14 protein-coding genes are annotated in these 14093 nt (G+C 41.8%); 8 read left to right on the top strand and 6 right to left on the bottom strand.

What is annotated here, in order from left to right:
* Nucleotides 1-102 precede the first annotated feature (102 nt).
* From R7E51_RS17480 to R7E51_RS17460, 5 genes are all read left to right on the top strand, one after another.
* The gene (locus R7E51_RS17480; protein WP_101905902.1) at nt 103-1614 is read left to right on the top strand and encodes an Eco57I restriction-modification methylase domain-containing protein; all 1512 of its coding nucleotides are present in this window, start codon (nt 103-105) and stop codon (nt 1612-1614) included.
* Nucleotides 1615-2237: 623 nt separating this feature from the next.
* Complete coding sequence (gene radC, locus R7E51_RS17475) at nt 2238-2684, top strand: RadC family protein (protein ID WP_086959602.1); 447 nt, start codon at nt 2238-2240, stop codon at nt 2682-2684.
* Between the two features lie 46 nt (nt 2685-2730).
* The gene (locus R7E51_RS17470; RefSeq protein WP_012774864.1) at nt 2731-3069 is read left to right on the top strand and encodes a helix-turn-helix domain-containing protein; all 339 of its coding nucleotides are present in this window, start codon (nt 2731-2733) and stop codon (nt 3067-3069) included.
* 70 nt (nt 3070-3139) lie between these two features.
* Complete coding sequence (locus R7E51_RS17465) at nt 3140-3862, top strand: hypothetical protein (protein ID WP_101905901.1); 723 nt, start codon at nt 3140-3142, stop codon at nt 3860-3862.
* Between the two features lie 7 nt (nt 3863-3869).
* Nucleotides 3870-4511, top strand: a complete 642-nt coding sequence (locus R7E51_RS17460; protein WP_012774862.1) for a recombinase family protein — start codon at nt 3870-3872, stop codon at nt 4509-4511.
* Nucleotides 4512-4861: 350 nt separating this feature from the next.
* Here the strand turns inward: R7E51_RS17460 and arr are convergent, their stop codons facing one another.
* The 5 genes from arr to R7E51_RS17435 all read right to left on the bottom strand — a co-directional run bounded on the left by arr (nt 4862) and on the right by R7E51_RS17435 (nt 9435).
* Nucleotides 4862-5293, bottom strand: a complete 432-nt coding sequence (arr, locus tag R7E51_RS17455) for an NAD(+)--rifampin ADP-ribosyltransferase (protein WP_077202317.1) — start codon at nt 5291-5293, stop codon at nt 4862-4864.
* Between the two features lie 374 nt (nt 5294-5667).
* Nucleotides 5668-6744 (bottom strand): IS91 family transposase, encoded by a 1077-nt coding sequence (locus R7E51_RS17450; RefSeq protein ID WP_077202318.1) that lies wholly within the window; start codon nt 6742-6744, stop codon nt 5668-5670.
* Nucleotides 6745-6747: 3 nt separating this feature from the next.
* Nucleotides 6748-7578, bottom strand: a complete 831-nt coding sequence (locus tag R7E51_RS17445; protein ID WP_077202319.1) for a tyrosine-type recombinase/integrase — start codon at nt 7576-7578, stop codon at nt 6748-6750.
* A 530-nt stretch (nt 7579-8108) separates the two neighbouring features.
* On the bottom strand, nt 8109-8315 hold the full coding sequence (locus R7E51_RS17440; RefSeq protein ID WP_077202320.1) for a hypothetical protein: 207 nt from the start codon (nt 8313-8315) through the stop codon (nt 8109-8111).
* Nucleotides 8316-8631: 316 nt separating this feature from the next.
* Nucleotides 8632-9435: a Calx-beta domain-containing protein gene (locus R7E51_RS17435; RefSeq protein WP_101905900.1), complete on the bottom strand. Its 804-nt coding sequence runs from the start codon at nt 9433-9435 to the stop codon at nt 8632-8634.
* A gap of 350 nt (nt 9436-9785) precedes the next feature.
* Between R7E51_RS17435 and R7E51_RS17430 the strand changes: the two genes are divergently transcribed.
* Nucleotides 9786-10601 (top strand): hypothetical protein, encoded by an 816-nt coding sequence (locus R7E51_RS17430; RefSeq protein ID WP_032073040.1) that lies wholly within the window; start codon nt 9786-9788, stop codon nt 10599-10601.
* Between the two features lie 385 nt (nt 10602-10986).
* Nucleotides 10987-12069 carry a hypothetical protein gene (locus R7E51_RS17425; protein ID WP_032073039.1) on the top strand — a complete coding sequence of 361 codons (1083 nt, stop codon included), beginning with the start codon at nt 10987-10989 and terminating at the stop codon, nt 12067-12069.
* Between the two features lie 67 nt (nt 12070-12136).
* Here R7E51_RS17425 and R7E51_RS17420 read toward each other — a convergent pair whose 3' ends face one another.
* A complete protein-coding gene (locus R7E51_RS17420) occupies nt 12137-13030 on the bottom strand; it encodes a DNA replication terminus site-binding protein (RefSeq protein WP_046225205.1) in 894 nt (297 codons plus the stop codon).
* A gap of 340 nt (nt 13031-13370) precedes the next feature.
* Here R7E51_RS17420 and R7E51_RS17415 point away from each other — a divergent pair, with 340 nt between their 5' ends.
* A complete protein-coding gene (locus R7E51_RS17415) occupies nt 13371-14018 on the top strand; it encodes a hypothetical protein (RefSeq protein WP_014386820.1) in 648 nt (215 codons plus the stop codon).
* Nucleotides 14019-14093 lie beyond the last annotated feature (75 nt).

The raw sequence follows: 14093 nt of genomic DNA, 5'->3' as shown, positions 1-14093 counted from the left end.
ACAGATCCCACAATGTAACCTATGTGCAGGTTTTTTTCTTCCTTTTGTGCAGGTTTTTTGCGATACTGCCCGTCCAACACACAACTGTATAAAAAAACATATATGACTGAATTGGCTCAAAATTTACCCCTTAACTTAAATGATATTGCGGATGTTAACCGAGTTGCGGCAAATGGAAAACTCGATGAAAAGCTTAGAGGGAAATTAGGTCAGTTTATGTCATCTTCTGCTGTATCTAAGCTTCTTGCTGATATGTTTGAAAATGTAGATGGTGAACACCGTCTACTTGATGCAGGAGCAGGAGTAGGATCGTTAACGGCTGCGTTTGTTGAGCGAGTTAAGAACGATGCAACAAGCATTGATTCAACTTGCTTCGAACTATCAAGCGTAATGAATCATTACCTGTCTGATACATTAAAGCATTGTTCAAATACGTGTGAATCATATGGTGTCCAGTGGGATCAAACCGTAGTTGAAGATGATTTTATTCAACACTCAGTTGAACAGCTCTTAAACGACAATTTCAAACCTAAATATAACAAAGTCATTCTTAACCCACCTTACTTAAAAATTTCTTCAAAAGGCACTGAGCGAGCAGCACTAAGAAAGGTTAGTTTTGAAACTGGAAATCTATACTCAGCGTTTGTAGGGTTAGCGATAAAATTATTAGAAGAAGGCGGTGAACTTGTCGCAATCACTCCCCGTTCATTCTGTAACGGTCCATACTTCAACGATTTCCGTAGATTGTTATTAGACTCTTGCTCAATCAACAAAATTCATGTTTTTAATAGCCGTAAATCAGCATTCAAGGCTGATAAAGTGCTGCAGGAAAACGTTATTTATCACTTAACAAAAGGTGAACCACAAAGAGACACGGTTATTGTCACTTCTAGCTCTTGTGCAGAAGATCCAAGCCCGTATGTTTATGAAGTGCCTTTTGACAGAGTAGTAAGTGAAAACAATCCAGAGCGTTTTATTCATATCATCACTGATGAAGAAGAACAGAGCGTAGCAACTAGAGCAGGTGGTTTACCGTGTTCACTTGAAGATCTTGGTATTCAGGCAAGCACAGGTAAAGTTGTAGATTTTCGCACTAGAGAAAATTTAAGCACCGACTTTGTTGATGGTTCAGTGCCTTTAATCTTTCCACAACATTTACAAAAATGTGCGATTGAATGGCCAGTAGAAAATGCCAAAAAGCCGAACGCACTTTTAAACAACGAAAGCACAGCTAACCTGATGGTTAAAAACGGAACTTATGTTCTAACTCGCAGACTGACCGCTAAAGAAGAGAAACGTAGAATCGTTGCGTCAATCTACACAGCTGATATTGCTGATGTTGAAGTAGTGGGTTTTGAAAATAAAACAAATTACTTTCATGCATTGGGTGAGCCGTTAGATGATGGTCTTGCAAAAGGTCTATGGGTATTCCTTAACAGCACGTTAGTAGATAAGTATTTCCGTCAGATGAACGGTCATACTCAAGTAAATGCTACAGACCTAAGAACATTACGTTACCCAACCAGAGAACAGCTTATTTCTATGGGTGAAGCAATTGATTTTGCAGAGTTTAATCAAGCATGTGTAGACCGGATTATTGAGAGTTTCATTTGATCTGTGTTAGCAGCTATAGGAAAGTATGATGATTTTATATGGGTAAGAAGCTTAGCGTACGTTTTCGTTCCATTGGGCTTCAGACTTAAAAAAGAGCCGATTTTTGTCGGCTCTTTTCATTTCAGCTTACTCTTGTGAGTAGTTTTTGGGTTTACCCATCGAAAACTGGTTATCTTGGCTAAGATAATCATTGCGTTAGGCTCTTAACGTACAATGTTTTCCGAATCGTCGTGTGACCCCTATACTCGATGAAAATTACGCCAGGAAGGAAATCCAATAGCTTTATTCCTTTTAGCTGCTAGAAAACAGCCTAACCTAGCCAATTTGGGTTGGTTAAATTGGGCTGGTCAAATAGCCTTGCTGTTCACTTATATTGTCCTATCAACATTCACTAGGTAAATAGAGCATACCTAAAATGAACACCTCTTAAAAAGACACATGATTGTTTTTACGCCAAGAGTAAATGCTATCAATTTTTGAGTGGAGCGTTAGCCCTAAAGTCTTATTGCACATTGGAAATAATGAAGAAATAAATTAAAAAAAGTAGACACCGCCACAGCGGGGCGGTATAATTGTTTACGAAAGGTCGGGAATGTTCCATGACCTATAAATGGAGAAACGCAATGTTTACACCAGAAGAACAAAGCATCATTGACCAAGCAGCCGCTATTTTTGCAAAAAAAATCAAAACTTGTGATGCCTTTACCAGTCCTGATCTAGTTAAAGGCTTTTGCCAGGCTCGACTTGCTACATCTGAGCGTGAAATTTTCATGCTGCTAATACTCGATAATCAGCACCGACTAATTGAAGCCGTAGAGCTTTTTCAGGGAACGATTGATAGTGCCTCTGTATATCCGCGTGAGGTTGTAAAATCCGTTCTCAAACACAATGGCGCAGCTGTGATCCTGGCTCACAATCATCCGTCAGGTGTTGCAACCCCATCTAGTTCTGATCGTCGTATTACACGAAGAATAAAAGACGCTTTGGAGTTGGTTGATGTTCGTACTTTGGATCACATCGTGGTCAGTGTTGAAGAAACTTATGCGTTCTCTGAGCATGGGATAATTTAGTTATGACTGCGCGGCACACTGTGTCGCGCTCTAAGGGTTTGTTAATATGAGTGAAGATAAAACACTATACAGCGGCTTTGAACCGCAAATGACGCTAGATGATCTAATGAACTCTCAATGCACTTTGCCTTTGAGTGATCCTGATTATCTTTCACCGACACCAGAGCAAATAAAATGGCTGCGAGTTTATCTTGGTTTGTCTCAAGCAAAACTTGGCTATTTTCTTGGTAAGACGGTAAGTCCCAAAGGTTGTTCTATTGTTCGTAAATGGGAAACTGCAAGCGATAAAAAAGAACACCGAGAAATTGATGCGAACGCATGGCGCAGAATGCTATATGCTGCGAATTTAGCAAGTCCCGAAGATGATATTAAGCAAGTTCGATAGTGGACAGTACAAGTAGGTATAATCACAGTTTTTGAGACTTTCAATAAGAATAAATCAGAGAGGAAAAGTAATGTCTGATATGGAATTTACTAAATACTGGACTTCTGAGCGTGCTCGAAAAAAGCAAACGGCACTGACAAAACTTTCTAACGGCTTGCTTAAAGAAGTTATCGAGAACCCATTAGCAACAGAACTGTTTGAGCCAGAAGAAATCGAAGCTATGAAAGTTGCGGCACAAGCTTTGAGTCAAGCCAAGCATAAATTTGCACATATCAAAGAGAAGAAAGCTCGCATTGAAAAGCGCAAGGCTCAAGAACTGGCGCACATGAAATCCCAATGCAGTAAATACGCTACTCAGGTCTTGGAATCTCTGAACTCAGACAGTGATATTTTCACCAAAGAGCAGTTTTGTCTATGGGTGACTGCGGCGCACTTTACACGTATGCGTAACATTCCCGAATCTTGGGAGTTAAACATTAACGATAATATCGAGAATCACTACCTGGACAGTGATCATACGCTTAGGCAGCGTCATATTTGGACTATGCGCGAAAAGGCTCAAAGGTCTTTTGAGGAATACCTCAATCAAGCGTGGGAGTTTTCGTTTGAGAAAGATTCTTGGGTAGCCAAAGTGCCAATTAAAGACGCAGTAGCAAACCTTCTCGAACTAACTAAAAGTAGTGAGTATTCAAATGTAGAAACACGATACGCGCACCTAATAGAAACATTGGAAACCTTTAATAGAGAGGTTGAAGCGCGTAAACGTCGAAAAAACATTAAATCGGTATTTTGAATATATGATGACAATTAACAAAGTAGCCAGGGTCTATTTGCGAGTTAGTACCGAATCACAAGATTTAGAACGCCAAGAACAAATCATCGAGGGCGCTAAATCGGCTGGTTACTATGTCGCTGGGGTTTATCGAGAAAAAGCGTCAGGAGCGCGTTCAGACCGCCCTGAATTACTTCGTATGATTGACGACTTGCAACCTGGTGAAGTGGTCATAGCTGAAAAAATAGATCGCATTAGTCGCCTGCCTTTACCGGAAGCTGAAAAGCTGATTGATTCAATTCGTGTCAAAGGCGCAATGCTTTCTGTCCCTGGCGTTGTAGACCTCACAGAATTAGTTTCTGGCGCCAGTGGTGTTACCAAAGTTGTATTGGAGTCAGTCCAGGAACTATTACTAAAATTGGCTTTGCAAATGGCTAGGGATGATTACGAGGACCGACGAGAGAAGCAAAAGCAAGGTATTGAGCTTGCAAAGAAAAAAGGTAAGTACCAGGGAAGAAAGGCTAATCACAAACAACATGAACTTATCCTTTCTTTACGTCCAAATCACACTATTGAGGAAACTGCTCGGCTTGCTGGGTGTAGTACAAGCCAGGTTAAGCGTATATGGGCTGAGTACAAAAAAAAACTTGAAAAAAGGGCCACTATCTAGCGGCCTTTTTCTTTTGCTGCAACCAACTCTTTAATGTCGGAGGACATTAAAGTTTGAAACTTTTCTATTTCCGAAGTGCGTTACTATCGTGGCTAAAAGAACCCAATACTGACAATAAAGATCGACACTTAGATTCAATCAATGTGGCTATCCAACGAAAGTGTGACAACAAAGTTTGAAACTCGCTTTTGGACAGAAATGAGTTAGAGCCGACCAACGGCTCTGTGCCATTTGCGGACGTTGTTAACGCCTAGGTCACATGCTGCGCAAACTAAGGCACGAAGAGTTTGCTAAACTGCCGAAGGCAGAGCAAACCGAGTGACGTGTTAGCAGTCATGTGCACCGACTTGTTAGATTTCATTTAAAGAGTTAATGCCCTGTTCATGTAGTTTATTTAAACCATCTTTCATTGCTTTAACTTGCTCTATTGAATGACCCTGCCAGCTTGATACTTCACCTACAACTTTAAATGAATGGATTGAACGATATGACATAGTTGGATTCCCTGGGAACTTTCTATCCGTTAGGTCAGGATCATTTTCAATTGGACCTGTTGGCTCAACCAAATAAATTCTTTCGCGACCATTACCTAGGGCAAGCTCTGCTCCCCAAATGGCAGCATCTAGTGTAGCTGTCAAAAATATATACTTAGCCTTATTATTTTGTCCAAAATTTGAATTAAACCCTGTTTCTATAAGATCTCCCAATTTAAGATCTGCTTTGGTTCCATGAAAAAACGTTTGAGAAAAAGGTTTTGCATTTTTTTGGGCATTCTCAGTCATATCTTTTTTCCTAGTTATGGTTTTTATACTAAATATTGCGAAATTATAGCTAACATGAAATCTAACGTTTTAGTATTTATTTACACATGAGTGTAAATAAATCATTTGTTGAACGGACGGCGACTTGTGAATCACTGTATTGGAATCATTTATGCTAATGGAATTTGCTTTTTTAAGCCTGAGGATGATTGATGACGTTATCCGATTTATCTTCATCATTGCATTCCATTGTCACTGTCGTTCAGTCGATTAATGGTCTTAATTTACGTTACTTTTCTGGTTAATTGCAAGTGTATTTTTTACACACGCAAGCGCCAGTCTATCAGGCGGCATTCAGTCTAATATTTGCGTAAATGGTTTGACGTCATCATTGTTTAACTTGAATCCAATCCTCTTATCTGTTGCGTTAAGGGGAGCACGATAGCGACGAATATCAATTGCCCTTGATGGCAGTGCGAGCAAACCCAATGCAGTTTGGTTTCCACGTTATCCATGGCGATTTTATCGGTTAAATCACGGCACTGTGCTCGAATGAGGGGGATGCGCTTGTTACGACAAGCATTGGCTAAAAAGCCATAATGGCGAATACGCATAAAGCCTTTAGGCAGGACATGTTGTAAATAGCGCCGAATGAACTCATCCATACTTAAGGTCATGAATTTGGTTTTATTGTTGTCACGATAATCCTTGTAACGAAAGCGCACACGACTGGCGTTATAGTTCACTAATCGTGATTCAGATAAGGCACCTTTGCGGGTATAACGTGCAAGATAGTGCAAGAGTTGATGTGGGTAGACACAGGCTTTGCTGTACACGCACCAAGTGGCGGGTAATGACGGTAGCGCTATGGATTGTGCCTTGAGTGCCGCTATCATTTTACCTCGAAACACAGTGGATAAAGCCTTAACAGGATAGAGATAACCTTTAGTGATAGGTTGCCACTGCGATTGTCGATTGAGGCTACCTGCGGGGATTAAACAATGCACATGAATATGTTGGCTGAGGTTTTGCCCCCAAGTATGCAACACACAAGTCATGCCGAGTTGACCCTGATGACGATGGGCAGCGAATGTCATGAGTGTTTGCCAAAGGCTCTTAAATAAACAGTGATAAAGCACGTTAGGTGCATAGTGTGCGATTAGGTTAAGTTCATGCGGTAAGGTAAACACTAAGTGAAAGTAAGGGCAAGGTAGCAGTGACATCGCTTGTTTGGCAATCCAAGCTTGCGTGGCTTGTCCTTGGCAGCGAGGACAATGCCGGTCTCTGCAACTACAACTAAATTGCTCCTCATGACCACACTGGTCACAACGCCACTGTTGATAACCGAGTTGTCCTGTTCTACACGCCAAGATATGTGCACACACTTGATATTGTTGACGGGTTAATCGGTGCTGTTGTTGGTAATGCGGTAATCCTTGGCTGAGAATATCCGCCAGATGAAGCGGTGGCATGCGTTACTGCAAGTTGGCTAGTAAATCAACGCCCCCATGCCCAAGCTCTGGCAACCAATGCAGATAGCACTCGGTCGTTTTAATGCTGCGATGCCCAAGCTGGTGCTGTAATTGATGCAACGGCATCCCTGCCTCTAATTGATGCGTGGCATAGGCATGGCGTAACTGATGCGCGTTCACTTTATCCTTAAGCCCAAGCTGTGCGGCGATTTTTTTCAGTGCCTTCGTATAGGTGGAGCTACTGAGAGGTTGGGAGGCTAACCAGCGAGAATAGAACAGCCACTCTTTGGGGTGATAGGCTTGCCAGTACACGTGGAGTTGATGCAATACCGTCTCAGGAATCACCACATAACGAGACTGGTTGCCCTTGCCGTGTTCAATAAAGGCCGTTTTACGTTGCCCATCAATCTGTGCCACTTTGAGGTGGGTTAATTCATTTAAGCGTAATCCACAGCCATAACTGAGCATTATCATGGTTTTTAAACGTAAATCTTGGCAATGGTGAATCAGTAAGTGGATATCTTGTCGGCTTAAATATTGGGGTGGCTTATGCCGTTGCTTGGGTAAAGTGATGGCTAATTGCAACGGCCGGTGGAGTATGTGTTTGAATAAGAAGAGGACACTATTAATTTGCACCAATTGGCTCGCTCGGGTTAATCGGCGCACCTCAGGCTCATTAAAATAGTGATTCAATTCCGCATCCGTGACTTGCGCTAAGGATTTACTGAAATAGTTCTCAATGCGCTGTAAGCAACCACAGTAGGTCTCGCGAGTTCGTTGTGAATAGCCCATGAGTTCAATTTCAGTGGCGACTTGTTCAATGAGAGAGTTCATTGTTACCTCCAGATTAATGGGTTAAATCTCAAGGTAAGTGTGGTCGTTGATTGGGATGTTTGCGACTCCGCGCAGCGGCTTAGTTCAACAATTTAATAGTGTGCAAATCGCGCATATTTCTACCACGTAATAGCTCACTTTTCTGGTTCATACGTTTTTATCAAATTAGCTAACCTTTTGCTAGCTATGAAAATATTTGAAAGTTAATGACGTGGTCTAAGGACAAAAATGCGCAAATTGCTCATTTACCTGAATATGGGGGAAGTTTGTTGATTTTGGATATAAAAACGGTATCAGCTGAACATTTTTCACCGTCCGCTGATCGCTCATTTGCGACGCTCGACTAGACTTGTTTTGGGGCATAAATGTGTTGACTCGTTTTTTTGTAAGAGCCTCTTGCAAAATTGGGCAGTGGGATTTGTCCAGCAGCCTGTTGGTCAATTGCGAAACAATTTGCTTCACAAATGAGCTGTCCTGAATTTAGTCAACAGCCTGTTGACCAAATTATTCTTATGAAGGTTTACTGCGTTCTAAACACGTTTAGGAGCAGAAATGAGCCGTTTAAGTAACCTCAAGCCAAAGCTTAATGTAATGAGAATAAGGAAAACGACTATGAACATAAATATTGGCTTGTAGAAATTAAACGGTTCTTCAGTACGGAAAAAGTACTGATAGATACTATCTCCAGCAGCAATGCCTAATGCGATATAGCACTTATCGGCAACTTCCTTTGTCATATATCCTCCTTCGCATATAACGCATTTTATACGGCTTTTCATAGTCCTATCATGCAGCCTTTTCAATCACAGTTCAATTAATAATCAATAGTTTAATGAGATGTTATCGGTATTAGATTGCAAAATGACGTATGATTTTTAAAAAGCTTACTTCGACACTTCCTCGAATAACTACAAGTAAGGCAAACGTACAATCACAAATTGTGAGTAGACTTTCGCGCAGAGAAGGAATGGGGCAAAATCGTCTCAGAGAAGAAGGCAAACTACGACAAATGGCACCGAAAAGTTTCGTACTTTATTGTCATAGTTCTAATCTTTATTGTTCGAGTTTCAAACTTTGTTGTCCACCGACAATAACACTGGTCTCAAACTGTTTGCTGAGTGTGGCATTGTTAGCCTCGGTAAGTTTAATTTTTATTGTTTCACCGCCTTCGGGAACGTCATCTTGAACAATATTTAACTCAAGAAACTGCTCAGTAGTTCCAGCCGGGAAAACAATAGTGCTGTCACTGATGACACTATAATCTTGGCCGTTAATAGCTAATCCACTGAGTTCGTAACTGACGCTTACATCTTTTCCTGATGAAGTGTTTAGTTGTAGCGGAATTTTAACGCGACCACTTCCTTCTGATGTGGTTCTGATTTCTGAGGTAAATGATATTTCTGGAGAGGAGTCATCATTGGTGATTGTTACGGTAGCAGTATCTCTCTCTATGCTGGAGGCACCAGAAACATCGAAAATTTGAACGGAGAATGTTTCATCATATTCATCCTTTACATCACCAATGATAGGGATGATCAAATCAACCCGAGTAACGCCATCTTGAAGCTCAAATTCTCCAACAGTTTCCAGGTAATCTTGATCTGATAATGCAGTTCCAGGGGTAGTTCGGTATTTACCTTTAATTACACCATCTTTACCACCGCTACGAGTAACACGCACTTTGGCATCACTGTTACCTGAATTTCCTTCTTTTATCGAGATGTTATCAATTTTAATAGAGCCAGATTTTGTTCCTGGGTTGGTGTTTGTATTGGAACTACTTCCTCCATCTTCTCCACCGGAACCACATCCGCTTAATGCTGCAATCAAAGCAATTGCCAATGCTGAACGTTTCATTAATGTATTGCCCTCTTTAATTAGACCTGTTTGAGGTTTCCAGTCTAATAGGGTAGGTGCATAGATTATGACTCTGTATCAGCCCATTTTGGGCAAATACGTCGCAAAGGTTAGAGACTTCGTGTAATGGTCCATTTTGGGCAGTTTGGGAGTGGAAAAATGGAGTAACGAAAAGGAAAATCTAATCGTCAATTTGGTTTCGCGCTGAAAGATGCTCAAATCTCTGACCAGTCCTTCGACTAGACCGCCCTGTGAAAAAGGTGTTTTTATCTAAACCAATATGTTTCGTGTAAACCGGAGCGATGTTAGGTAATCAGGGCATCCTATAAACTCGCTCTATTGGAGTTGACATGAAAAACCTATCTAATGACGTAACTTTTGCCTCTAAAGAGGCTGCAAATTCATTTGCTGATAACCTTTCCTCAGTTTTGAAACAAGACCATAGCATCTCGCTCAAACCAATAAAACTGCTTCACGCCACGGCTAAATGTCTCGGGTATAAAAACTGGAATCACTGGTGTGGCTCTGCATTTAGCTCCAAATCTGATCTCATGTATTTATCAGGTGATAATGGGGATGATGAATTCTTTGTTTCTCATGAGGAGCGCACTCCAATTCAGTTCTTAGATGCGTCTTGTATTGATGAAGTTAGAGCTAACGATAGCGAAATAGCTTATTTATGTGGTAGTAAGGTGCTGTCTACACTAGAAAAAGCTATCGAGCATATGAGGCCGGATGACGAGTACGACTTCCATATCGAAAACTATGGAGGTGTGATCCATTCATTTGTTGTTGCCAAGCGTTTTATGATGACTCACGAAGAGATCGCGGAGCGAGCAAAGTTATCCATTTTATCGCAATTAAAGCGTGAACCTGATTCTTATGAACTGAAAAAACAATCTCAGCTTGATTATTTTGGGGTCTATGATAACCCTCGTCTTAATACACTTTACTACCGTCTCGATAATGCCATTGGTGCTTTTTTTAATGAGGAACTGGAGCACAGCATTGGCTTTCACTATTTTTCTCCCGTGGAGCAATTCGCTTACTTTGATAGTGAAGGCAATCATAAGGTAATGGATCGAGATGAGCTTATGGAATTTTTAAGTTCTATTGAAGGAAACATCCCTGTATTGGCTGGTGTTTACAGACCTCTCTTTGGATAGGCTCCACTATCAAATTGCGTAATTACCAACCATCCGGAAATTCCGGATGGTTGGATTTTGAACAGATGGATTTTGGTTCCCTCATCTATGAGGGAACCAAATTTATGTGTGTGAATGTATCAGTTCTCTGCCTGATTGCCCTCAACGGGCAGTTCTACAGTGTGTCATTTGATATGTACTTGCTATCATTCTGGGGTCATTACGATTTCGCGCTGAAATATGCTCAAGTCCTTGACCAGTCTTTTGACTAGACCGCCCTGTGAAACAGGTGATTTTATCTTTGCAAATGTCTAACCGTGTTAATGCAGATTCATTTAACTGGGGGCTTGGCAGGTAATCAGGGCAACCTTTCATAGATACCCCGTTAATTTGGAGTTGCTTTAATATGAAAACTACCACGATATCGTTTGGCTCGAAATCAAACGCTGAATATCTCGCAAGAAAACTGTCATCAACATTGAAAGATGATTTTAATGTTTCGCTGAAACCAATCAAACTCCTTCATGCACTAGCTAAGGCTCAGGGTTATAAAAATTGGAACCACTGGGCTGGGGCTGGGCTTTCTGAAAATACAGATCAAGCTTTAACTGAGCGACCACCTATCGCTTATGACTTAGATCTTCCTGTGCCTTTTTTAAAACGAGCTCCGGTTGATGCGAATCCTGACGCGGCAACATCCTATATAGTTGAAATATTGGATATTAATCTTTTTGACTCAGTACGAGTTATGTCAAACGAATTATCCGCCGAGCTTTGTGAGAGGAGAAGAAAAGCATACTCGGAAAACCCCAGCATCACAGCAGGTTCAATGACTGTGTACACAGTGGTTATAACAGGCAAACGCTACACTAATGGACGCGGAGGTTATTGGTACTATGACCCTGAGGTTAAGTATTTTCACCTTCCAAAGGATTCTGATTCAGGTACTTTTGTCACTGAAAAATATTTGAATGAATTGAGGAGCGTTCAGTCCAATACAGTTGTCGAAATGATGCCGCCTGAATACGATGGTTTAGGTCATGCTGTTATTTGCGACAAGTGTGGTTTGAATTACGTGCCAAACTTGGCTGAGGATAGAGTTCTACATCATCAGTTCTGTACTCTATTGTCTTCTGCTAGTGAGTATTTCGGGAGACCTTTGTTTACTTATGAAATGTTTGAAAAGGCCAAATCCGTTCAATTGAACGATCCTAATCCAACTATCGCTGACCAAGCTGCTTTATATAAAAACAAATTGTGGGGATATTTTTCTCGCTCAGTGCAAGCCTGGATGAGGCAACGTGATTTTAAGGAACATCCTCCCTTTTTTGTTTACTCACAAGCAATGATAGCTTCGGACTTGGATGATGGTCACGTGTCTCATGATGTAGCTCAGTATGTTGCTAAAGATATGGGAATTGAGCATCTTGAACAATCTCCAGCAATGCCAAGCGGCTCATCGTATTGGGCTATTGACGACAACATCTAACAATCCTTAAAAGCATCAGTTGTTCGGTTTAACCGAACAACTGATATCAATTTCTTCTGTCTTCGTTTTACGTTGAATCTTCTTTATTTAACTTTTTGGGAGCTATCTGCTCTATTTGTCGGCCAGCGAACGTGCCAAGGATAGTTGAGCTTTGTTTGTCCGAGCGTTGCTTTCTCTCCACTGCGGCCACAAACGAAGCGATCTGTCCAGCCTTGAAGGGTTCATCTTGTACCACGATGATCGGCAACGGAGCAGTCATGGTTTTCTGCCCAGAGAGTTTTACCACATTGGCCGCTGGCTGTACTTTAACATCCCGACGAATTCTCAGTGTCATATCAGGGGCGCTGGCGACTTTCTTGATGAGCTGGGTCAGGGGCAACTCGTTCTCAGGGTTGGCTCGCTCCAGTTCTTTGATCATTTGGCTTATTAGTACTGCTTTGTCCGGTTGGTGCAAAGCATCTTTTCTCTGCCAACTGAACTTCACTGATTTGACGTCCGCATCGACTAGGCAGTGGATTTGTCTGTAGAGATGTTTTGTCATGACGCCGGGGCAGTTGTCATGGATTGCCTTGAACCGTGCTTGCCGGGTTTCGTTTTCAGTGATCACCAACTCCTCGATGTCGGCCTTGCTTTGGTTGATGCTATGTACCAACTGAACAATCTCAGCGCTGTTGGGATTAGAGGGCAGCAGGTGGATCACGCCAACATAACGTCTGGCAGATTTCTGTGAGTAGGGGTGTTTGATGTGCAGATCCACGTAGCCTTCACCCGCCAGCTTCATAGCGGCCATGCCGGAATGGTGCTCGGGCATGATGAGTTTTATTACCTCATGCTCATTGCCTTTATGTACTGGAGGTATCCGGCTCACTATCGCCATGCTTGGCATAGTGCTCGTTAGTAGTTTGTTCAGACGAGACAGATTAAATGTCACGTCGTCAAAGAGCGTTTTTATCTGGCTCATCATTTATTCCTTGCGTTGTTCTGACGGATCATTGATTACATTTTAGCCGTTTTTAGACCATCATGCAAAGTGGGGTATAAGCCTCGGTCGTCGCTAACGCTCCTCCTTCGGCTTTGTTGAGCCGGGGCTCGCCCCCGAATTTAGAAAGAGAGAGATAAATAGAGAAAAAGAGAGAAAAAAAGAGAGGTCTAGCAAGGTGGTTAGGGGGGGGTGTACTTTCAGTTTTCTCGGTGGTGGAGGGGATTGGAGCTGTATCCGGTATTGCATGATGGTCTAAATTGCTATGTTTATGGGATTATATTATGATACTGTGAGTTGAGTTAAACAGAGGGGAGAATGAATGTCGCAAGTGCATAGCGAAATCCGCAAGGCAGTTCAGGTAATAGAGGCGGCTAGATATCGTATGGGTGTTGCCGAGTTTGTTTATACATTTATCGACCACTGGGCATATCAGCAGACCGGGCTGTACCCTCCATCATCAAAAATGCCAAAAGAACTGGAACCTACGGCTATCGAATTATCGCATATCTTGAGTGCGGCCATGAGAAACTATCCTGGTATTGACGTTCTCGGCATGTTTTTCTCCGAGTGTGGTTACTACAAACAAGGACAAAACTTCTTTCCTACTCCACCAGAGCTGGGGCGTTTACTCGCAGCACTCGTAGGATCGCCTAGTGACCATCACAATCAAGAACTTTCTTTCTATGAGCCATGCTCCGGCACTGGAGCGATTGCGATGAAGTGGATAATGGAGAAGATTCATAACAACGGTAAAGAAACGTTGGAGCAAAGCGTTTTAGTGCTTGAAGATGTTGATCGTACTATGTGTAAGGCAGCGTTGATTCAGATTATTAATCTTCTAAGTAACCTTGAGGTGAAGGTTAAAAGGTTGAGTATTAATGCTGTTGATGTACTCAGCCGTGCGCCCAAAGGCTTAGTGTATATCCTTGAGCCTCAACCTTTAACCTATCTAGATAAAGCAGGTTAAGCACTGATGAATCCCCTAATGATTTTTATCAAAATCATTAAGTTAAGGTAGATACACATCTTGTCATATGATCAA

This window comes from Vibrio sp. Vb1166, from assembly GCF_033338695.1.
Lineage (GTDB): Bacteria > Pseudomonadota > Gammaproteobacteria > Enterobacterales > Vibrionaceae > Vibrio > Vibrio alginolyticus.
Note: the sequence above shows the minus strand (reverse complement) of the source record. Positions and strands in the feature narration are given on the sequence as shown.